Origin of the sequence: Paraburkholderia sp. BR10936, assembly GCF_040965735.1 — a bacterium.
In the GTDB taxonomy this organism is placed as follows: Bacteria; Pseudomonadota; Gammaproteobacteria; order Burkholderiales; family Burkholderiaceae; genus Paraburkholderia; species Paraburkholderia nodosa_A.
The window spans coordinates 556,061-576,900 of sequence record NZ_JBFRCM010000004.1 but is presented as its reverse complement, the minus strand read 5'-3'; the positions used below and the strand labels follow the sequence as shown (position 1 = coordinate 576,900).

Sequence of the window (20,840 nt, the reverse complement as noted above, 5' to 3'; positions counted from 1 at the left end):
GCGGCGAATACGTCTCATAATCGCCGCATGAATAGCGGCGAATACACCTACATCTGGGAAGCGGGCGACTGGCCTCAATGGCGCTTCGATCTGGCGGCGCTCGCCGAGCCCATGGCCGAGGTCAGCCGCGCCCAGGGCCTGTTGGTGGGCAGACTGGCCGATGTGGGACTCGCGCTGCGCGATCAGGCGAGCCTCGCGGCCCTGACGGAGGACGTGCTCAAGACCAGCGAGATCGAGGGCGAGCAGCTCGACGTCGCCTCCGTGCGTTCGTCCATCGCGCGTCGCATGGGCGTGGACATCGGGGCGCTCGCGCCGGTGGACCGCCACGTGGAAGGCGTGGTGGAGATGGTGCTCGACGCGACCACCAACAGCCGCGCGCCGGTTACGCGCGAGCGCCTGTTCGGCTGGCACGCCGCGCTATTTCCCACGGGCTACGCGGGCCTGTCGCGCATCAACGTCGGGGCATGGCGCGACGATGCGAGCGGGCCCATGCAGGTGATCTCGGGGCCGATCGGCCGTCAACGCGTGCATTTCGAGGCGCCGCCCGCGAACCGGCTGGAAGCCCAAACGCAGCGCTTTCTCGACTGGCTCAACGGCCCGCCGCAAGAGCCGCCGTTGATCAAGGCGGCCCTCGGCCACTTGTGGTTCGTCACGCTGCACCCGTTCGACGACGGCAATGGCCGCGTGGCAAGAGCCATCGGCGACCTGCTGCTCGCGCGCGCAGACGGCAGTGCGCAGCGCTTTTACAGCCTCTCCGCGCAGATCCAGCGGGAGCGCAAAGGGTATTACGACATTCTGGAGCGTACGCAGCGCGGCTCGATGGATGTCACGCTCTGGCTCGCCTGGTTCTTCGACGCGCTGCATCGCGCGGTCGATCAGGCGCAGATCACGCTGGACGCGGTGCTCGCCAAGGCGCGCTTCTGGCACGAGTGGGCCACGACGCCCTTCAACGAGCGCCAGGTCAAGCTCCTGAACCGCTTGCTCGACGGCTTCGACGGCAAGCTCACGAGCGGCAAGTGGGCGGCTATTGCCAAATGCTCGTCCGATACGGCCTTGCGTGACATCAACGACCTGGTGGTGCGTGGCGTGTTGCGCAAGACGGAGGGTGGCGGGCGCAGCACGAGCTACGAGCTCAACGTGTAGCCGCAAACAAAAACCCCGCGCCTTCGAAGGTCGCGGGGTCTTTTGCAGCACTTGGAGCCGCGTGCAGCCTTACTGAATCTTCGCCTGCTTGCGCAGATTCTCTTCGAACGCCTGCAGCTTTTCCTGCTGGATCTGCTGGACGATCTGCGGGCGCACCTGCTCGAGCGGCGGCGGCGTGACCGGGCGGATGTCGTCCACGCGGATGATGTGCCAGCCGAACTGCGTGTGCACCGGCGTATCGGTCATCTGGCCTTTCTGCAGATGCGTGGCCGCAGCCGCGAATTCCGGCACATAGGCCTTCGGATCGGACCAGTCGAGGTCGCCGCCGTTCTTGGCCGAGCCCGGGTCCTTCGAGTACTGCTTCGCGAGGTCTTCGAAGCTGGCGCCGGCCTTGATCTTCGCGATCAGGTCCTTGGCCTGCTGCTCGTTGTCCACGAGGATGTGGTGCAGATGGTATTCGCTGCCGCCCGCATCCTTGGTCAACTGGTCGTAGCGCGCCTTGACTTCGGCGTCGGTCGGCTGGTTGTTCTTCACGAAGTTCTGAATCAGCGCGCGCAGCACGACGGTCTGCTGGGCCACGGCGATTTGCGCCTTCACGTCCGGGTTGTTCGGAATGCCCTCGCGAATGGCTTCCTGCATGAGGATTTCGCGGTTCACGAGCTCCTCGCGCACCGCCATTTGCAGTTGCGGCGAATCCTGCTGGCCTTGTTGGACAAGCTGCTGGACCAGCGCATCGGCGCGCGCTTTGGGAATCGGCGTGCCGTTCACGACGGCGATGTTCTGCGCAAAGGCGGGAGCCGCCGCGCAAGCAGCCAGCAACACCCAGAGATGGGTCTTCTTCAAGGTCATCGGAAAGTCCTAACGGGGCGAACCAAAATGGCGAACAAAAAAGTCGAAATCTAACGTGGGCTAGCGGGGCAGCGCCGCGGCTTCTTCGGGCGTGAGCGCCGTGATCGCGAGAGCGTGGATGCCGCGCTGCATGGCCTCGGCCAGCGCATCATACACCATGCGATGCCTTGCCACGCGGGCTTTCCCCGCGAATGCGCCCGCAACGATCGTGACATGATAGTGACCGCCGGCAGCGGCGCCCGCGTGTCCGGCATGCTGCGCGCTGTCGTCGCGTACGTCGATCGAAACCGGGGTGAGCGCCGCGGTCAGGCGCGTTTCGATGAGCGCCATGCGCTCGGCGGGGCTGGCGTTGAGAAAGACGTCGCTCATTCTTCTTCCTTCATGTAACGCGAAAGCCACAGGCTCTGGCCGACGATGAACACCACGAGAATGCCGGTCGCGCCGAACAGCTTGAAATCGACCCACGCGTCGGTGGAGAAGTGGAATGCCACGAAGAGATTGAGAATGCCGAGCAGCGCGAAGAAGATCGACCAGACGAAGTTCAGTTGCGTCCAGATGCGCGGCGGCAGGGTGATCTGCTTGCCCATCATCGCTTCGATGAGGTTCTTGCCGAATGCCATCTGCGAGACGAGCAGCACGACCGAGAACGCCCAGTAGAGCACGGTGGGTTTCCACTTGATGAAGGTTTCGTCGTGCAGCATCAGCGTGGCGCCGCCGAACACGACGACGATGCCCAGCGAAAGCCACAGCATCGGGTCGACCTTGCGGTGACGGAATGCGACCCACGCGATCTGCACGAGCGTAGCTCCAATCGCCACGGCCGTAGCCGTGAAGATGCCCCACAGCTTGAAGGCGACGAAAAAGAGGATGATCGGGAACAGATCAAACAGGAATTTCATTATCGGCCTGAGAGTTGACGAATTGAGCCCGGCAAAAGAGGGCACGACGCTGTCAAGGCCGCATTGGGCCCCGCGCGGGGCGCGGGGCTGCCTTGCCAACGTTCACTTGGGCTCGAATTGTAGCGCAGCCGAATTGATGCAATACCGAAGGCCCGTCGGGGCCGGACCATCCTCGAACACGTGGCCGAGGTGCGCGCCGCAGTTCTTGCAGCGCACCTCGATACGCAGCATGCCGTGCGTGCGGTCGGTTTTCTCTTCGATCACCTCGCCGTTGATCGGGCGGAAGTAGCTCGGCCAGCCGCAACCCGCGTCGAATTTCGTGTCGGACTCGAAGAGCGGCGTGCCGCAACACACACAGTCATACACACCGCGATCGAAATGATCCCAGTATTTGCCCGTGAAGGCGCGCTCCGTGGCCGCATGGCGCGTGACCTGATACTGGCCTTCGTCGAGCTGCTCGCGCCATTGCTCGTCGGACTGGTAGCCGGGGTAGGAGGGGGAGTTGTGGTCGTCCTGGCTCATGTCGGGTTCCTGTCGGGTGGGAAACAAGGATCACGTAGATGGGGGCGCGCTCACGAAGAGCAACTGACTTCGAGCGAACTCGCCCAGTCGGGCGGCAGCCCTGCGTACGACGCGTTTTCGGGCTGCTCGTCGAATGGTCGCTCGAGCACCCTGGCGAGCCGCTCGACTTCGCTGAAGTCCTTCTGCGCAGCGCGCTCGATCGCCGTTTGCGCGAGGTGATTGCGCAGCACGTATTTCGGATTGGTGCGGTTCATCGACTCGGCGCGCGCAGCGTCGTCGCGTGTTTCGTGCGCGAGGCGCGCGCGGTAGTCGGCAGCCCACGCGTCGAAGGCGGCGCGATCGAGAAAGAGATCGCGCACCGGCGTGTCGCCACTCGCGTCATGCTTCGAGACGCGCGCGAGATGGCGATACGTGAGCGTGAAATCGGCACGGTTGGCATGCATGATTTCGAACAGCTTGTTCGCGAGCGCGTCGTCGCCTTCGCGCTCGTGTTCGAGGCCGAGCTTCGCGCGCATGCGCGCTTCGAGCGCGGGCGCGAAGTGCCCCTTGAAGCGTTCGAGCACGCCTTGCGCGTCGGCTACCACGCGCTCGCCGCGCTTCTTTTCGTCGGCGATGTCGTAGTGCGCGCCGAACAGCGGCACGAGCGCCTGCGCGAGGCAAAAGAGATTCCAGTACGCGATCTGCGGCTGCATGCGATACGCGTAGCGGCCCTGCGAATCCGAATGATTGCAGATGTGGTTGGCGTCGAAGCCGTCCATGAAGCCGAACGGACCGTAATCGATCGTGAGGCCGAGGATCGACATGTTGTCGGTATTCATCACGCCATGGCAGAAGCCCACGGCCTGCCACTCGACCATCAGCGCTGCCGTGGTGCGCACCGCCTCGTCGAGCAGGGCGAGGTACGGGTCGTCGGCTTCGCGCAGTTGCGGATAGAAGCGCGCAATCACGTGGTCGGCGAGCGCGCGCAGCGCGTCCACGTCGTCGTGCGAATAGAAGTGCTCGAAGTGGCCGAAGCGCACGAAGCTCGGCGACACGCGCGTGACGACCGCGGCCGTTTCCATGTCTTCGCGGCGCACGGGCTGGTCGGAGCCGGTCACCGTGAGGGCGCGCGTGGTCGGAATGCCGAGATGATGCATGGCCTCCGAGCACAGGAATTCGCGGATCGACGAGCGCAGCACCGCGCGGCCGTCGCCCATGCGCGAGTAGGGCGTGCGGCCCGCGCCTTTGAGCTGGATCTCGTTGCGCCTGCCCTCGTGCTCGACCTCGCCAAGCGTGAGCGCGCGGCCGTCGCCGAGCTGGCCCGCCCATACGCCGAACTGGTGGCCGGAGTAGACCGTTGCGTACGACATGGCCGAAGGCGAGCGTTCGCGCGTGAAATTACCGCTGAAGAACCCGGCGAACGCAGGGTCGGCAACGGCGGACGGATCGAGCCCGAGTTGCGCGGCCATGGCCTGCGAGAAGCCGACAACGTAAGGCGCAGGCAGCGGCGCGCCGGGCAGTCGCGTGTAAAAGGGTGCGCCGAGCGCGGCGAAGGCGTCGTCGCGCGGCACGATCAGTGCGCGTTCGAAGTCGGCGAGCGGACCGGTGGCGGGCGTGTGCGTAGCGGACGAGCCGCCTTGGGAGTCGGGAGTGCCTGGTGAAAACGACATATTGAGGGCCTGTTGAATAGTCGATATTGTAAGTCCGCACCCGCCGGCGTGCTGGGGCAGGTTCGAAGCTTGCCGGCGAGCCAGCCCGATGCGCCAAAGACAACGCCAGACAACGCCAATCACACGCGAGGAGACCGCCACCGATGACTGCGCCGCTGCTGGGACAGATGATGGATGTGCCGCTCACGCTCCCGTCGTTGATTGCGCATGCGGCGCGCCACCATGGCAACGCGCAGATCGTCTCGCGCCGCATCGAGGGCGATATTCACCGCTACACGTACCGCGAATGCGAGGTGCGCTCGAAGCAGCTTGCCCAGGCGCTCATTGCGCTGGGCGTGGCGCCGGGCGAGCGCGTCGGCACGCTGGCCTGGAACGGCTACCGGCACCTCGAAGCCTATTTCGGTGTGACCGGATTCGGCGCCGTGTGCCACACCATCAATCCGCGGCTCTTTCCCGAGCAGATCGCGTGGATCGTCAATCACGCCGAAGACCGCTACGTGCTGTTCGACATCACGTTTGCCGCGCTCGTCGACACGCTCGCGCCGCAATGCCCGAGCGTGCGCGGCTGGATCGCGTTGTGCGACGAGTCGCACCGGCCGGCAATGCGCACGGAAGTGCTCTGCTACGAAACGCTGCTCGCCGCGCAGGACGGCCACTTCGCGTGGCCCGAACTCGACGAGCGCAGCGCCTCGAACCTTTGCTACACGTCCGGCACCACGGGCAACCCGAAAGGCGCGCTGTACACGCATCGCTCGTCGGTGCTGCATGCCTATGGCGCGTCGCTGCCCGACGCCATGGGGCTTTGCGCGCGCGATGCGATCCTGCCGGTCGTGCCGATGTTCCATGTGAACGCATGGGGCATTCCGCATGCGGCGCCGCTCACGGGTGCGAAGCTCGTGATGCCCGGCAAGGATCTCGACGGCAAGTCGCTCTATGAACTCATGGAAGCGGAAGGCGTCACCGCCTCGGCCGGCGTGCCCACCGTCTGGCTCGGCTTGCTGGCGTATGTGCGCGCAGCGGGCGTGCGTTTTACCAAGCTGCAGCGCACGGTGGTCGGCGGCTCGGCCTGCCCGCCGGCGATCCAGCGCGCCTTCGAGGACGACTACGGCGTGCAGACCATCCACGCGTGGGGCATGACGGAGATGTCGCCTCTCGGCACGCTCTCGAGGCTCAACTGGGAGCAGTCGGAGCGTCCGCGCGAAGCGCAGCAGGCGCTGCTCGAAAAGCAGGGGCGCGTGATTTTCGGCGTGGACATGAAGATCGTGGGCGAAGACGGGCGGGAATTGCCGTGGGATGGCGTGACGTTCGGCGACCTGCACGTGCGCGGGCCGTGGGTGATCGACCGTTATTTCCGCCAGGAAAGCGGCTCGCCGCTCGTGGACGGCTGGTTCCCCACGGGCGACGTCGCCACGATCGACCCCGACGGCTTCCTGCACATCACCGATCGCAGCAAGGACGTGATCAAGTCGGGCGGCGAGTGGATCAGCTCGATCGACCTGGAAAACATCGCCGTGGCGCATCCGGCCATCGCGGAGGCCGCGTGCATTGCCTGCGCGCATCCGCGCTGGACCGAGCGGCCGCTCATCGTCGCGGTGAAGAAGCCCGGCGCCGCGGTGACGCGTGAAGAGTTGCTCGCGCACTTCGAAGGCAAGGTCGCGAAATGGTGGCTGCCCGACGACGCCGTGTTCGTCGACGAATTGCCCCATACGGCAACGGGCAAGCTGCAAAAGCTCAAGCTGCGCGAGCAGTTCCGCGCCTATGTGCTACCGACTGCGTTGGCCGTGGAGGGCTGTCCGCTCGACCCGGCGCAAGACGCCGCGAAGCGCGGATAAGCCACCCCGAGCCGCCCGCGCAGCCGCGCAAGGTTCTCCGGCGCAGCCATCTGGCTGCGTTTTTTTCTTCCGACTTTTTCCGGTCAACCCGCCAGATTCGTGGGTTCAGTACAAACCCTGGCGTCCGCAGCGCAGCAAAAAATTGAACGAACGTTCTTTTTTGGGTATTCTGCCTGCTGACCGGGAATGTCGGACAATGAAACCGACGACGCACATCGCGGCCCGCAAGCATGGAGGCAGGCAAATGGCAGTGGACTACACGACTCGCGACGGCGTCGCCGTCATCACGCTCAATAATCCGCCCGTCAATGGCCTCGGGCATTCGACCCGCGCAGGCATTGTCGAGGGCCTCGCGCGCGCCGCTAGCGATCCGGCCGTTGCGGCCATCGTGATCACGGGCGCCGGCAAGGCGTTCTCGGGCGGCGCGGACATCACCGAATTCAACACGCCCAAGGCGATGCAGGAGCCCACGCTCCACACGGTCATCAAGGAAGTCGAAAAGAGCGCGAAGCCGGTCGTGGCCGCGATCCATAGCGTGGCCATGGGCGGCGGTCTCGAACTCGCGCTCGGCGCGCACTACCGTATCGCTGCTCCCGGCGCGCAGATCGCGCTGCCCGAGGTGAAGCTCGGCATTCTGCCGGGCGCGGGCGGCACGCAGCGTCTGCCGCGTGCGATCGGCCTGGAAGCCGCGCTCAACATGATCGTCACGGGCGCGCCTGTGATGAGCGAAAAGCTCGCGAATTCGGGGCTCTTCGACGCCATGGCGCAAGGCGATCTGCTCGAAGAGGCAATCGCATTCGCGCGCAAGGCGGCCGACAAGCCGGGCCCGCATCCGCTCGTGCGCAACCGCAAGATCGAACACGCGAACGCCGAAGGCTTCCTGCAGTTCTCGCGCAACACCGTGGGCGCGATGGCGAAGAACTATCCCGCGCCGGTGAAGTGCGTCGACGCCATTGCTGCGGGTGTGAAGCAGGGCTTCGAAAAGGGCCTCGCCTTTGAGCGCGAATGCTTCCTCGAACTCGTGCAGACGCCGGAAAGCCGCGCGCTGCGCCACGCGTTCTTCGGCGAGCGTGCCGCGAGCAAGATTCCCGATGTGCCGTCGAGCACGCCCACGCGCGATATCGAGAAAGTGGCCGTGATCGGCGCGGGCACGATGGGCGGCGGCATCACGATGAACTTCCTCAACGCGGGCGTGCCGGTCACGCTGCTGGAAACGAAGCAGGAAGCGCTCGATCGCGGCCTCGCCACGATCCGCAAGAACTACGAAGCGCAGGTCAAGAAGGGCAAGCTCACGCAGGAGAAGCTGGAGGCGCGCATGGCGCTCATCAGCCCGACGCTCTCCTACGACGACCTCAAGCAAGCCGATCTCATCATCGAGGCAGTGTTCGAAGAACTCGGCGTGAAGGAGCAGGTGTTCAAGCGCCTCGACGAAGTCGCCAAGGCTGGCGCGATCCTCGCCTCGAACACTTCGACGCTCGACGTCGACAAGATCGCGGCGTTCACGAAGCGTCCGCAGGACGTGGTGGGTCTGCACTTCTTTAGTCCTGCCAACGTGATGAAGCTGCTCGAAGTCGTGCGCGGCAAGGAAACGGCCAAAGACGTGCTCGCCACCGTCATGCAGGTCGCGAAGAAGATCCGCAAGACGGCCGTGGTGTCGGGCGTGTGCGACGGCTTCATCGGCAACCGCATGATCGAGCAGTACGTGCGTCAGGCGCTCTACATGCTCGAAGAAGGCGCACTGCCCGCGCAAGTGGACCGGGCAGTCGAAAAGTTCGGCTTCGCGATGGGCCCGTTCCGCATGAGCGATCTGGCCGGCAACGATATCGGCTGGGCCATTCGCAAGCGCCGCTATCAGGAACACCCGGACATGAAGTACTCGAAGATCGCCGATCGTCTGTGCGAGACCGGCCGCTTCGGGCAGAAGACCGGCGCGGGCTGGTACGACTACAAGGCGGGCGAGCGCAACGCGCTGCCTTCGAAACTCGTCGACGAGATGATCGTCGCGTACTCGAAGGAAGCCGGTGTTGAGCGCCGCAAGATCAGCGACGAGGAAATCGTCGAGCGTCTCGTGTTCTCGCTCGTCAACGAAGGCGCGAAGATTCTCGAAGAGGGCATCGCTTCGAAGGCGTCGGACATCGACATGGTCTATCTCACGGGCTACGGCTTCCCGCTATGGCGCGGCGGCCCGATGCTGTACGCCGACACGGTCGGCCTCTACAACGTCGAGCGCGCGATTCGCCGCTATGCGCAGCAGCGCAATGGCGAGGCGTGGGAAGTCGCGCCTTCGATCGTCGAACTGGCTGCCAGTGGCGGTACGTTCAACTAAGCATCACTTACGGACGCAAAAGCGGACGAACAGGCGGACGAACATCATGAGAAGCGCAGACGACGTGCTCCTGCTGATCGACCTGCAATACGACTTCATGCCCGGCGGCGCGCTTGCTGTCGCGCGTGGCGATGAAGTCGTGCCGGTCGCGAACCGGCTCGCGCAGGGCTTCAGCCACGTGGTGCTCACGCAGGACTGGCACCCGGCGCAGCACGTTTCATTTGCGGCCAACCACGCGGGGCGCGCGCCGTTCGAGACGACGGCGCTGCCCTACGGCGAGCAAGTGCTGTGGCCCGTGCATTGCGTGCAGGGCACCGAAGGCGCGGCGCTGCATCGCGACCTGGACGTGCCGCACGCGCGCGCGGTGATCCGCAAGGGCCATCACGCCGACGTGGACAGCTACTCCGCGTTTCTCGAAGCCGACCGCAAGACGCCGACGGGCCTCGCGGGTTACCTGCGCGACGTAGGCGTGAAGCGCGTGTACTGCTGCGGCCTCGCGACCGACTACTGCGTGGCGTGGTCCGCGCTCGACGCGCGCGCTGCGGGCTTCGAAACCGTGCTGATCGAAGACGCCTCGCGCGCCATCGACCTGAACGGCTCGCTTGCCGCCGCGTGGCAGCAGTTGCTCGCGGCCGGTGTGAAGCGCGCGCAGTCGGCCGAGGTGCTGGCACTGTCCGCCTGAACGTCCAATCAAAGACATCCTCTGGATTCAATATTCGTAGTGGGAGACATCGCATGACTGACGCCGTAATCGTATCGACCGCCCGCACGGGCCTCGCCAAATCCTGGAAGGGCGCCTTCAACATGACGCACGGCGCCACGCTCGGCGGGCACGTGACGCAAGCCGCCGTCGAGCGCGCGAAGATCGACCCCGCCCGCGTGGAAGACGTGATCATGGGCTGCGCGAACCCCGAGGGCGCCACGGGCGCGAATATCGCGCGCCAGATCGCGCTGCGTGCGGGCCTGCCCGTGAGCGTGCCGGGCATGACGGTGAACCGCTTCTGTTCATCGGGACTCCAGACGATCGCGCTTGCCGCGCAACGCGTGATCGCGGGCGAAGGCGACGTGTTCGTCGCGGGCGGTGTGGAATCGATCTCGTGCGTGCAGAACGAGATGAACCGCCACATGGTGGCCGAAGGCTGGCTCAACCAGCACAAGCCCGAAATCTACTGGAGCATGCTGCAAACGGCCGAGAACGTCGCGAAGCGCTATGAAATCTCGAAGGATCGCCAGGACGAGTACGGCGTGCAGTCGCAGCTGCGCGCGGCGGCCGCGCAGGCAGCCGGTCTCTTCAACGACGAAATCGTGCCGATGACGGTCCTCGCCGGTGTCGCCGACAAGGCCACGGGGCAGCTCGTCACGAAGGAAGTGACGATCGCCGCCGACGAAGGCATTCGCGCCGACACCACGCTCGAGGGCGTTGCGAAGATCCGCACGGCGATGCCGGGCGGCGTCATTACGGCCGGCAACGCGAGCCAGTTCTCGGACGGTGCGAGCGCCTGCGTCGTGATGAACGCTAAAGTCGCGGAACGCGAAGGCCTGCAGCCGCTCGGCATTTTCCGCGGCTTCGCCGTGGCGGGCTGCGAGCCGGACGAGATGGGCATCGGTCCCGTGTTCGCCGTGCCCAAGCTGCTCAAGCAGACGGGACTGAAGGTCGAGGACATCGGCCTGTGGGAGCTGAACGAAGCGTTCGCGGTGCAGGTGCTGTACTGCCGCGACAAGCTCGGCATTCCCGCCGACCGCCTGAACGTGAACGGCGGCGCGATCGCCGTCGGTCACCCGTACGGCGTGTCGGGCGCGCGCCTCACGGGCCACGCGCTCATCGAAGGCAAGCGCCGCGGCGCGAAGTTCGTCGTGGTGACGATGTGCATCGGCGGCGGGCAGGGCGCTGCCGGCCTCTTCGAGGTCGTGTGATGCACGGTGCGGCGGACTCGCGAGAGTCTGCCGCCGCCTCGGCCACACCACCGCTTTCCCGCGGCTTTCCGCGTGCCGAGCCGCTCTCGCACCCGTGCCGCTGCGGGTATCATGACGGCTATCGGCGCGCGCACGGTGCGGCGCCTGTTCCCATGCAGACTGAAAGAGGTGAGTTCGTGATTCGTCATATCGTGATGTGGAAGCTCAAGGAGTCGGCCGAAGGCGCGACGCGCGCCGAGAACGTCGTGAAGTTCAAGGCGCTGCTCGAAGGCTGCCGCGATCTCGTGCCGGGCACGCTGCACCTCGAAGTCGGTGTGGCCGAGCCGGGCCTCGCTTCCACATTCGACCTCGTGCTCGTCTCCGACTTCGCCGACCAGGCCGCGCTCGACGGCTATCAGGACCACCCCGAGCATCTCGTCGTGAAGCAGTTCGCGAAGCTCGTGGTCGAGTCGCGTCAGTGCGTGGATTACGTGGTCTAACGCGCATCATGACCGGTACCGCAGATCAATCGCAGGGCGGCGGCGCGCCAAAAAGCGAAGACGCTCAAGAACCGCAACCATCGCTCACGATCATCGAGAGTCCCTTCGTCGAGCACCTCGGCGCGCAACTCGTGAGCGCGCGTGACGGCGCGAGCGAAGTCGTGCTGCCGCTCGCCGAGCGGCATCTGAATACATGGGACGTCGCGCACGGCGGCGTCACGATGACGCTCGCCGACATCGCGCTCGCCATGGCCGCGCGCAGCGTCGCCGCCGACGGCGTGGGCGTCGTCACCGTCGAAATGAAAGTGAACTTCATGCAGCCGGGGCGCGGCGAATTGCGCGCCACCGGCCGCGTGCTGCACCGTTCCACTACCATGGCCTATTGCGAAGGCGAGATTCGCGACAGCGAAGGCCATTTCGTCGCCAAGGCGCTCGGCACCTTCAAGTACATGCGCCGGCTTGCGGTGGGCCGTGACGTGACGCGTCAGCGTCTGCGCAGCGACCCCAGCGCGCGGCCGGGGCCGAGCGACGGTTAAACGCGCAATCGGGCGCGTGCGAGGGCTTTGCTCGTGCGCACCCGGGTGCTGTTCTCTCGCGCGGCAGGCGTGCAACGCCTCGCCGCGCCCAACGAAGCAACACGGATGCCATGACCCAGACCAATCGCCAGATCCTGCTCGCTTCGCGCCCGGAAGGCGCCGCGAGCGTCGATAACTTCCGCCTCGTCAAAACGCCGCTCGCACCGCTCGAAGTGGGCCAGCTGCGCGTGCGCAACCACTATCTCTCGCTCGATCCGTACATGCGCGGGCGCATGAACGACAGTAAGTCGTACGCAGCGCCGCAGCCGCTCGACTCGGTGATGATCGGCGGCACGGTGGGCGAGGTGGTCGAATCGCGCAACCCGAAGTTCAAGGTCGGCGACAAGGTCGTGGGCATGTTCGGCTGGCAGGAGTTCGGCACCTCGAACGGCAGTGACCTGCATGTCGTCGATACGACGCATGTGCCGCTTTCCGCGTACCTCGGGCCGGTCGGCATGCCGGGCGTCACCGCGTGGTACGGCCTGAATCGCATCATCGAGCCGAAGGCGGGGCAAACCGTCGTCGTGAGCGCGGCGAGCGGCGCGGTGGGCAGCGTGGTCGGCCAGCTTGCGAAGCGCGCGGGCTGCCGCGCAGTGGGTATCGCGGGCGGCGCGGACAAATGCCGCTATGTCGTGGAGACGCTCGGCTTCGACGCATGCGTCGACTACAAGGCCGGCAATCTCTATCAGGATCTCAAGGCCGCGACGCCGGACGGCGTGGACGGCTACTTCGAGAACGTCGGCGGCGCGGTGCTCGACGCTACGCTCGCGCGCATGAACGCGTTCGGCCGCATCGCGCTGTGCGGGATGATCGCCGGCTACGACGGCGAGCCGATGCCGCTCAAGTATCCGCAACTGCTGCTCACGCAGCGCCTGCTTGCGCAGGGCTTCATCGTGAGCGAGCACATGGAAGTGTGGCCGCAGGCGCTCGCTGAACTGGGTACGCTGGTCGCGAAGCAGCAGCTCGCGTATCGTGAGACCGTGGCCGAGGGGCTCGAGAACGCGCCCGGCGCGTTCCTCGGCATGCTCAAAGGCCACAACTTCGGCAAGCAGCTCGTCAAGTTGATCTAACTATCTGAGTGTGAGCGCAAGCGCCCGGGAAGGGGCGCTTCGCTTTTCCGTGCGCAGTGTTCACCGCAACCTTCACCGCAGGATTCGCAATGTCCGAACCGTTTGAGTTCGACGGCCGCGTGGCTGTCATCACGGGCGCGGCAAGCGGCTTTGGCCGCGCGTTCGCGCAACAGGCCGCAGCGCTCGGCATGAAGCTCGTGCTCGCCGATGTCGATCAGACGCTGCTCGACGAAACCGTCAATGCCTTGCGCGAAGGCGGCGCGCAGGCCATCGACGTGCGCACCGACGTGCGCGATGCCGCGCAGGTCGACGCACTCGCTAAGGCCGCGCTCGACGCGTATGGCAAGGTCCATCTGCTCTTCAACAACGCGGGCGTCGGCACCGGCGGCTTCGTGTGGGAAAGCACCGCGAAGGACTGGGACTGGGTGTTCGGTGTGAACGTAATGGGCGTGGCCAATGGCGTGCGCAGCTTCACGCCAGCCATGCTCGCGCAGGGCGAGCGCGCGCATATCGTCAACACGGCGTCGGTGGCGGGGTTGCTTTCGCCGCCCGCCATGGGCGTGTACAACGCGTCGAAGCATGCCGTGGTCTCGCTCACCGAGACGCTTTATCACGACCTGAAGAACGTGACCGACAAGGTGAGTTGCTCGCTGCTGTGTCCGGCCTTCGTGTCGACCGGCATCGCGAACGCCGAGCGCGCCCGCCCTGACGATCTTCGCAACGAAGAACCACCCACGCGCTCGCAGCAAGCCGCCGATCTGCAGTTGCAGCGCGCGGTGCGCTCCGGCAAGCTCACGCCCGACGACGTCGCGAAGGCGACCTTCGACGCCGTGCGGGACGGGCGCTTTTATATCCTCACGCATCCGCAGATTCTTCCTTCGGTGAAGCTGCGTCATGAGGATATCGAAACATTGCGCAACCCGACCGATCCGCTCTCGCTCAAACCTGAAGTCAAGAAAGCGCCGCAATAAACGCGGCGGAGGTCACGCTCGTGCGTTACGACGGCACGATCCACGAGTTCATCAAGGTGGGCGCGTTCATCGACGAGGCGCGGCGCGCACAGCAGCAGGCCGCGCACGCGCCGCGCGTCGCGTACGGCACGGGCGACTGAAACGCGCTCAGCCTCTTTCGACGGTATAGGTTTCGTGGCGCTCGAAGGCGCCCGGGCGGACGACGCGATGCGCGCCGTCGTCGTCGCTGCGCTCTAGCGCTTCCACATCCAGCAGGGCGCCGCGCAGCGTGACGCGCAGCGCCGTGGTGCCGCGTGTGCCGTAGTCGGGCGTTTCGATGAATGCCGCGGAAAGCGCACGTTCGCGTTCGAGCGAAATGCCCGTGGCGGGCAACTCGCGGTCGGGCGCGACCTGCGGGTCGCGCATCATGTCTACGAGCCGCGCGAGTGGGACTTGCGCGTCGCCCGTCGCGAGCTGTGCGAGTTCTGCGCGCTTGCGTACGAGCTTGGGCCACGGCGTGTCGAGCACGGCATTGGAAATGCCGTGCGTGCCTTCGGGCAGCAAGGCCGGCGCGCGGTCCGCGCGATTGCAGTACCACGCCAGCTCGCGCCGCGTCCAGTCGCCGACGATCAGATTGAAGCCGTTATAGAGATCGCCCGAGCGCGCGATCTCGTCGAGATAGCCGAGCGGCGTATCGGGCAGACCTTGCGCGCCGGTGAGCCAGCGCGAGACGAGCGTGCCGCGCGTGGGCGCGTCGGGGCGCATGTCGTTCGGCGCGCGATAGTTCGTGAGCGCGGCGAAGCGGCCGCGGCGCGTCATGCCCAGCCACGTGCCGCCGCCGACGAGATCGCGGCCCGCCAGCACGCCCGTTGCCGAACTGCCCGGGGACGTGACGTCGTCCGAGGCGTTCCACCAGTGCAGCGGGTCGGCGGTGCGGCGCAGGAACTCGTCGCGGTTGGCCGCGAGCGTGAAAAGCGCGCCGGCGCGCGCGCGCGGACGCCAGTCGAACACGATCAGGCACATGGAGCGGGCCCCTGCAGGGTCGAGTCTGGGGCCATGCCCAGGCAACGCGAGGCGCCGGGCGCCTCACGTGCAATGGACGCGGTGCGCAGCGTCAAATTTCGGCCGGCAACGCGTACGGCAGCGGCAACACGCGCAGCGCGGGGCCGTCCGCGGCGCCGAGATGCACGCTGCCCGTTTCGAGTGCGGCAAGCTTGATCTCGGCGAGCAGATCGACGCCGCCCTCGGGCGCGGCGGCGGCGTTCACGACCATGCCGCACGGCTGGCTCGGGTCGTCCGAATGGAAAAGCTCGGCCCCCGCATGCGCGGCGTCCAGATTCGCGGCCACATTGGCGAGCGCGGTGCGGCGCTTGATCGTGCCGCGATACTGGCTGCGCGCGACGATTTCCTGGCCAGGATAGCAGCCCTTGCGGAAGTTCACGCCGCCCAGCACGTCGTAGTTGACCATCTGCGGCACGAACTGCTCGCTCACGGCCTGCGTGATGCGCGGCTCGCCCGCGCGAATGTCGAGCCAGTCCCACACCGCCGGCGACACGCGCTCGACCAAACCCTCGAGCTTCGCGAGGCGCTCCTGCACCGCTTGCTTCGGGCCGACCCACAGATAACGCAGCACGCCGGCCGCGTCGGGCACACGGATCAGCGTGCCTGCGGGGTCGTCCACCTTCACGTGCACGCCGTCGGGCAGCGCGTCGAACACGCTCGCAAGCGCGCCGCGCACGTCGCCAGCGAGCCCCACTACGAGCAGCTTGTCGCTGTCGTCGGTGAGCTTGGCCTTGGCCCGCAGCACGAACATCGACAGGCGTTTTTGCACCGGCGCCTGTACGTCCTTCGAGATCAGGAGACGGATCGTGTCGCCGGTCTTCCAGGTGAGGAACGAGGCGAGCAGACGGCCCTTGGGCGAGCAGTAGCCCGCGAGGCGCGCGCCGGCCACGTCGAGATGCTGGACGTCGTTGGTGAGCTGGCTGTGCAGGAAGGTCGCGGCGTCGTCGCCATTGGCATCGATCACGCCGAACTGCGGCAGGATCGCGTAGGCGCCGCCTTTCAGAACGGCGTCGAAGTCGGCCGTGGCTTCAGGAGCGGAAAGCGTGGAAGCGGGATCGAGCGGTGAGTTCATGGATTCGGGGAACAGTCAATCCTGACTTTAGCGAAGGCAAGCAGTTATTATATGAGGTCCCCCTGAGTCGTGTTTCCATGTCCCTTCTGAAGAAATGCCTTGTTGCCGGCGCCGCGCTAGTCGTGATTGGCGCCGCCGCGGCAGGCGGCGTGTGGCGCTGGGCCACCACGCCGCTCGAACTGGCCGCCCCACAGCTCGACGTCACCATCAAGCCGCACAGCACCGTGCGCAGTGTCACGCTGCAATTGCGGCGCGGCGGCGTGCCCGTGCAGACGCAACTTTTCGTGCTCATGACGCGCGTGCTCGGTTTGCAGAGCCAGCTCAAATCGGGCAACTACGAATTCAAGGCGGGCATCACGCCCTATGAGGTGCTGCAGAAAATGGCGCTCGGCGACGTGAACGAGTCCGTCGCCACCATCATCGAGGGCTGGACCTTCAAGCATATGCGCGCCGAACTCGACGCGAACCCCGCACTGCGCCACGACACGGCCGGCATGAGCGACGCCGAGCTGCTCGCCGCGATCGGCGCGCCGCCGGCGCCGAACGGCAGCGGCGAGGGGTTGTTTTTCCCCGACACCTATCTGTTCGACAAGGGCTCGAGCGATCTCGATGTCTATCGACGCGCGTATCACCTGATGCAGACGCGTCTGAACGAAGCATGGACCGCGCGCGCCCCCGGCTTGCCGCTCAAGTCGCCCTACGAGGCGCTGACGCTCGCGTCCCTCGTCGAAAAGGAGACGGGCCGCGCCGCCGACCGCGCGCTCGTGGCGGCCGTGTTTTCGAATCGCCTGAAAGTGGGCATGCCGCTGCAGACCGATCCCGCCGTGATCTACGGTCTGGGCGACAACTATGCGGGGCATTTGCGCAAGCGCGATCTGCAGTCGGACACTCTTTACAATACCTACCTGCGCCTTGGGTTGCCGCCAACGCCCATTGCGCTGCCCGGCGTCGCGGCGATCCAGGCGGCGCTCAATCCGGCATCGACGGCTGCGCTGTACTTCGTGGCGCGCGGCGACGGCAGCAGCGTCTTTTCTGACAATCTTGTCGACCACAACAAGGCCGTCGACAAATACATCCGGGGAAATTAAATGGCGCGGGGCCGATTCATCACGTTCGAGGGCATCGACGGCGCGGGCAAGACCACGCATCTCGCCTGGTTTTGCGATCAACTCGCCCAGAAACTCGCGCCGACGGGCCGTACGGTCGTCATGACGCGCGAACCCGGCGGCACGCCGCTGGGCGAGTCGATCCGGGAACTCGTGCTGCATCAGCCGATGGACCTCGAAACCGAGGCGCTCCTGATGTTCGCGGCGCGCCGCGAGCACCTCGCCAAGGTGATCGAGCCCGCGCTCGCGCGCGGCGACTGGGTCCTGTCCGACCGTTTCAGCGACGCCACCTTCGCCTACCAGGGCGGCGGCCGCGGGCTGCCGCGCGACAAGCTCGAAACGCTGGAGCGCTGGGTGCAGGGCGGTTTCCAGCCGGACCTGACGGTGCTGTTCGACCTGCCGCCCGATACGGCGAGCGAGCGGCGCGGCGCGGCGCGCGAACCCGATCGCTTCGAAAGCGAGTCCGATGCGTTCTTCAAGCGCACGCGCACCGAATACCTGCGCCGCGCGGAAGAGGCGCCGTATCGTTTTGCGATCGTCGATTCGTCGCAGGGCATCGACGCGATTCGCAAAAAACTCGAGCAAGTGATCGTAGCGCTTTGATTTCAAAGCGATATTTGGCGCTCTTATAGGGCTGCGCGAGCTTCATGTGAATTCTGTAGAAGGCCGCTTAACCGATTGATTCAGAAGATGATCTATCCCTGGCAAACCGACGACTGGCAACGCCTGCAGCAACTGCGCAGCCACTGGCCGCACGCGCTCCTGCTGCATGGCCAGGCGGGCATCGGCAAGCTCCAGTTCGCGCAGCATCTTGCGAAGGGGCTGCTCTGCGAAGCGCCGCAGGCCAATGGCGAGCCATGCGGCGCCTGTGCGGCCTGCAACTGGTTCGTCCAAGGCAATCATCCGGATTACCGCATCGTCGTGCCCGAGGCATTGGCGGGCGAAATCGGCCAGGCCGGCGACGACGAGGCCAAAGCCGAAAAGGCCGACAAGGCCGACGGCGAAGAGGGCAAGAAGGGCCGCGCGCCGAGCAAGGAAATCCGCATCGAGCAAGTGCGGGCGCTGCTTGACTTCACGGGCGTGGGCTCGCATCGCGGCGGCCTGCGCGTGGTCGTCCTGTATCCGGCCGAGGCGCTCAACGTCGCCGCCGCGAACGCGCTGCTGAAGACGCTCGAAGAGCCGCCCGCGGGCGTGGTGTTCCTCGTGGTCTCGGCGCGCATCGACCGCCTGCTGCCGACCATCATCAGCCGCTGCCGCCAGTGGCCCATGGGCACGCCGGCGCCCGCAGCCGCTGCGGCCTGGCTCGCGCAGCAGGGCGTGGACGACGCGCCGGCGCTGCTCGCCGAAGCCGGCGGCGCGCCCCTCGCGGCGCTCGCGCTCGCGCACGACGAAAACCGCACGCTGCGCGACTGGACCCTGGCCCAGCTCGCGGCGGGCCCCGCCTGCGACGCCTTTGCGTGCGGCGAGACGCTGCAGAAGCTGCCGGTGCCGCTCGTGCTCGGCTGGCTGCAGCGCTGGGTCTACGACCTGCTCGCCGAACGCACAGCGGGGCGCCCGCGCTACTTTCCGCAGGCCGCCGGCGGCCTCGCGCGCTGCGCCGCGAAGCTCGACGCCGCGGCGCTGGCGCGCTACCTGAAGACGGTCACGCGCCAGCGCGCCGTGGAAAACCATCCGCTGAATGCGCGCCTCGTGTTCGAGGAACTCTTTCTCGGCTATCGTGAATTGTTCGCCTGACGGGCGCTGACGTACCCGATCAGGCCCGAATCTTCTATCGCAGGACCATCCATGTTTGTCGATTCGCATTGCCACATCAACTTCGAGGGCCTCGGCGACCGCCTCCCGCAGGTGCTCGAGAACATGCGCGCGAACGCCGTCACGCACGCGCTGTGCGTGTCGGTGGACCTCGAGACGCTGCCTTCGGTGCTCGACATCGCGAGCCGTTACGAGAACGTCTACGCGTCGGTCGGTGTGCATCCCGACCACGAGCACATGCGCGAGCCGACCGTGGCCGAGCTGGTCGAACTGGCTGCGCACCCGAAAGTGGTGGCGATCGGTGAAACGGGGCTCGATTACTATCGCCTGGGCGAACGCACGATCGCCGACATGGAATGGCAGCGCGAGCGCTTTCGCACGCACATTCGCGCGGCGCACGCCACGGGCAAGCCGCTCATCGTCCATACGCGAGCCGCTTCGGACGACACCCTGCGCATCATGGAAGAGGAGCGCGCGGGCGAACCGGGTGGCGTAATGCATTGCTTCACGGAGCCGTGGGCGATTGCCGAGCGCGCACTCGCGCAGAATTTTTACATCTCGCTTTCGGGCATCGTGACGTTCAAGAGCGCGACCGATGTGCAGGAAGTGTCGCGCCGTGTGCCGATCGAGCGTCTTTTGATCGAAACCGATTCGCCGTACCTCGCGCCGGTGCCATTTCGTGGCAAACCCAATGAACCTGCGTACGTGAGCCATGTCGGAAGATTCATTGCGCAGCAACGCGGATTGCCGGACGCCGAACTTGGCGCTGTCACCACGCAGAACTTTTTCCGGCTCTTCAAGATCCAGCCGCAGGCCTGAATCGCGAACCGCGTGCTGTCAATGATTTTAAATATCAACGAGATAGCAGATAACGTTAAGGCTTGACATGAACTCGAAACCGCTTCCGCACGCCGCCAACCCTGTCCGCCGTACTGCCGCCGCGCTCGTGCTCGGCGTCGCCGCCACCCTGTTCGGCGCCGCGGCGCATGCCGCTCCGATCGACTCGCTCATCAAGAGCGTCAAGTTCGACGACGACAAGGGCGTGCAAAAGGCGCTCGCTCAAGGCATGGACCCGAATACCACCGACGACCAGGGCATGCCGCTCCTCGTGCTGGCCGCGCGCGAGAAGTCCGACAAGGTCGGGGCCGTGCTGCTCGACAACCCGAAGACGAACATCGCCGCTGAAGACCGCGCAGGCGAAAACGCGCTGATGCTCGCCGCGCTCAACGGCGACGTGGACTTCGTGAAGCTCCTCATTACCAAGGGTGCCGAGGTCAACAAGAAGGGCTGGACGCCGCTGCACTACGCCGCCGCGAACGGCAACGACGATGTCGCGAAGCTCCTGATCGGCTATTCGGCCGACGTCAACGCGCTGTCGCCCAACGGCACGACGCCGCTCATGATGGCCGCACGCGGCGACCATCTCACGACGCTCCAGATGCTGCTCGAGCACGGCGCGACGCTTGGCGCGAAGAACCAGATCGGCATGACGGCGCTCGATTTCGCGCGCCAGTACAAGGCGCCGGATGCGATCAAGGACCTCACGGCGCGCATGACGCAGGCTGGCCTCTCCACGGCGAGCCCGGCAGCGCCGCAAAACAGTGCAAAATAATGGGGCTAAGACGGCCGCACTGCACCAA

Annotated in this window: 21 protein-coding genes; 14 read left to right on the top strand and 7 right to left on the bottom strand. The window is 66.0% G+C overall.

Features of this window, described 5'->3' with window-relative positions; translation table 11 throughout:
• Nucleotides 1-27 precede the first annotated feature (27 nt).
• The gene (locus AB4Y36_RS12235) at nucleotides 28-1,143 is read left to right on the top strand and encodes a Fic family protein (protein WP_368683068.1); all 1,116 of its coding nucleotides are present in this window, start codon (nucleotides 28-30) and stop codon (nucleotides 1,141-1,143) included.
• Between the two features lie 69 nt (nucleotides 1,144-1,212).
• On the opposite strand, the gene AB4Y36_RS12230 is transcribed toward AB4Y36_RS12235, so the two are convergent.
• From AB4Y36_RS12230 to AB4Y36_RS12210, 5 genes are all read right to left on the bottom strand, one after another.
• Nucleotides 1,213-1,992: a peptidylprolyl isomerase gene (locus tag AB4Y36_RS12230; RefSeq protein ID WP_069268088.1), complete on the bottom strand. Its 780-nt coding sequence runs from the start codon at nucleotides 1,990-1,992 to the stop codon at nucleotides 1,213-1,215.
• Nucleotides 1,993-2,052: 60 nt separating this feature from the next.
• Nucleotides 2,053-2,361 (bottom strand): BolA family protein, encoded by a 309-nt coding sequence (locus AB4Y36_RS12225; RefSeq protein WP_342945726.1) that lies wholly within the window; start codon nucleotides 2,359-2,361, stop codon nucleotides 2,053-2,055.
• The gene (locus AB4Y36_RS12220) at nucleotides 2,358-2,891 is read right to left on the bottom strand and encodes a septation protein A (protein WP_069268086.1); all 534 of its coding nucleotides are present in this window, start codon (nucleotides 2,889-2,891) and stop codon (nucleotides 2,358-2,360) included. The genes AB4Y36_RS12225 and AB4Y36_RS12220 overlap by 4 nt, the downstream gene beginning before the upstream one ends.
• Nucleotides 2,892-2,993: 102 nt before the next feature.
• On the bottom strand, nucleotides 2,994-3,413 hold the full coding sequence (gene msrB, locus AB4Y36_RS12215) for a peptide-methionine (R)-S-oxide reductase MsrB (RefSeq protein ID WP_069268085.1): 420 nt from the start codon (nucleotides 3,411-3,413) through the stop codon (nucleotides 2,994-2,996).
• Between the two features lie 50 nt (nucleotides 3,414-3,463).
• On the bottom strand, nucleotides 3,464-5,062 hold the full coding sequence (locus AB4Y36_RS12210) for a YdiU family protein (protein ID WP_368683067.1): 1,599 nt from the start codon (nucleotides 5,060-5,062) through the stop codon (nucleotides 3,464-3,466).
• 143 nt (nucleotides 5,063-5,205) lie between these two features.
• Here AB4Y36_RS12210 and AB4Y36_RS12205 point away from each other — a divergent pair, with 143 nt between their 5' ends.
• The 8 genes from AB4Y36_RS12205 (at nucleotide 5,206) to AB4Y36_RS12170 (ending at nucleotide 14,229) form a co-directional block, all read left to right on the top strand.
• Nucleotides 5,206-6,894, top strand: coding sequence for a 3-(methylthio)propionyl-CoA ligase (locus AB4Y36_RS12205; protein WP_368683066.1), 1,689 nt, complete (start codon nucleotides 5,206-5,208; stop codon nucleotides 6,892-6,894).
• A gap of 244 nt (nucleotides 6,895-7,138) precedes the next feature.
• Complete coding sequence (locus AB4Y36_RS12200; protein WP_342945730.1) at nucleotides 7,139-9,220, top strand: 3-hydroxyacyl-CoA dehydrogenase NAD-binding domain-containing protein; 2,082 nt, start codon at nucleotides 7,139-7,141, stop codon at nucleotides 9,218-9,220.
• 46 nt (nucleotides 9,221-9,266) lie between these two features.
• A complete protein-coding gene (pncA, locus tag AB4Y36_RS12195) occupies nucleotides 9,267-9,902 on the top strand; it encodes a bifunctional nicotinamidase/pyrazinamidase (protein WP_069268081.1) in 636 nt (211 codons plus the stop codon).
• Between the two features lie 53 nt (nucleotides 9,903-9,955).
• A complete protein-coding gene (locus AB4Y36_RS12190; RefSeq protein ID WP_342945731.1) occupies nucleotides 9,956-11,134 on the top strand; it encodes an acetyl-CoA C-acyltransferase in 1,179 nt (392 codons plus the stop codon).
• A 176-nt stretch (nucleotides 11,135-11,310) separates the two neighbouring features.
• A complete protein-coding gene (locus tag AB4Y36_RS12185) occupies nucleotides 11,311-11,613 on the top strand; it encodes a Dabb family protein (RefSeq protein ID WP_069268127.1) in 303 nt (100 codons plus the stop codon).
• A gap of 89 nt (nucleotides 11,614-11,702) precedes the next feature.
• Nucleotides 11,703-12,149: a PaaI family thioesterase gene (locus AB4Y36_RS12180; protein WP_028207000.1), complete on the top strand. Its 447-nt coding sequence runs from the start codon at nucleotides 11,703-11,705 to the stop codon at nucleotides 12,147-12,149.
• 110 nt (nucleotides 12,150-12,259) lie between these two features.
• Complete coding sequence (locus tag AB4Y36_RS12175; protein ID WP_368606477.1) at nucleotides 12,260-13,258, top strand: NADP-dependent oxidoreductase; 999 nt, start codon at nucleotides 12,260-12,262, stop codon at nucleotides 13,256-13,258.
• 89 nt (nucleotides 13,259-13,347) lie between these two features.
• Nucleotides 13,348-14,229, top strand: coding sequence for an SDR family oxidoreductase (locus AB4Y36_RS12170; protein ID WP_368606476.1), 882 nt, complete (start codon nucleotides 13,348-13,350; stop codon nucleotides 14,227-14,229).
• Nucleotides 14,230-14,376: 147 nt separating this feature from the next.
• Here the strand turns inward: AB4Y36_RS12170 and AB4Y36_RS12165 are convergent, their stop codons facing one another.
• On the bottom strand, nucleotides 14,377-15,231 hold the full coding sequence (locus AB4Y36_RS12165; protein ID WP_368683065.1) for an NRDE family protein: 855 nt from the start codon (nucleotides 15,229-15,231) through the stop codon (nucleotides 14,377-14,379).
• Between the two features lie 91 nt (nucleotides 15,232-15,322).
• Entirely contained in the window at nucleotides 15,323-16,342 is a 1,020-nt protein-coding gene (locus AB4Y36_RS12160) for a folate-binding protein YgfZ (protein ID WP_368683064.1), read from the bottom strand.
• Nucleotides 16,343-16,419: 77 nt separating this feature from the next.
• On the opposite strand from AB4Y36_RS12160, the gene mltG reads away from it, so the two are divergent.
• The 5 genes from mltG to AB4Y36_RS12135 all read left to right on the top strand — a co-directional run bounded on the left by mltG (nucleotide 16,420) and on the right by AB4Y36_RS12135 (nucleotide 20,812).
• The gene (mltG, locus tag AB4Y36_RS12155) at nucleotides 16,420-17,430 is read left to right on the top strand and encodes an endolytic transglycosylase MltG (protein WP_069268075.1); all 1,011 of its coding nucleotides are present in this window, start codon (nucleotides 16,420-16,422) and stop codon (nucleotides 17,428-17,430) included.
• On the top strand, nucleotides 17,431-18,051 hold the full coding sequence (tmk, locus tag AB4Y36_RS12150) for a dTMP kinase (protein ID WP_368683063.1): 621 nt from the start codon (nucleotides 17,431-17,433) through the stop codon (nucleotides 18,049-18,051).
• 87 nt (nucleotides 18,052-18,138) lie between these two features.
• Nucleotides 18,139-19,182, top strand: coding sequence for a DNA polymerase III subunit delta' (locus AB4Y36_RS12145; protein ID WP_368683062.1), 1,044 nt, complete (start codon nucleotides 18,139-18,141; stop codon nucleotides 19,180-19,182).
• 51 nt (nucleotides 19,183-19,233) lie between these two features.
• Nucleotides 19,234-20,019, top strand: a complete 786-nt coding sequence (locus tag AB4Y36_RS12140; RefSeq protein WP_342945738.1) for a TatD family hydrolase — start codon at nucleotides 19,234-19,236, stop codon at nucleotides 20,017-20,019.
• A gap of 67 nt (nucleotides 20,020-20,086) precedes the next feature.
• Nucleotides 20,087-20,812, top strand: a complete 726-nt coding sequence (locus tag AB4Y36_RS12135; protein WP_368683061.1) for an ankyrin repeat domain-containing protein — start codon at nucleotides 20,087-20,089, stop codon at nucleotides 20,810-20,812.
• The last annotated feature ends 28 nt before the right edge of the window (nucleotides 20,813-20,840 follow it).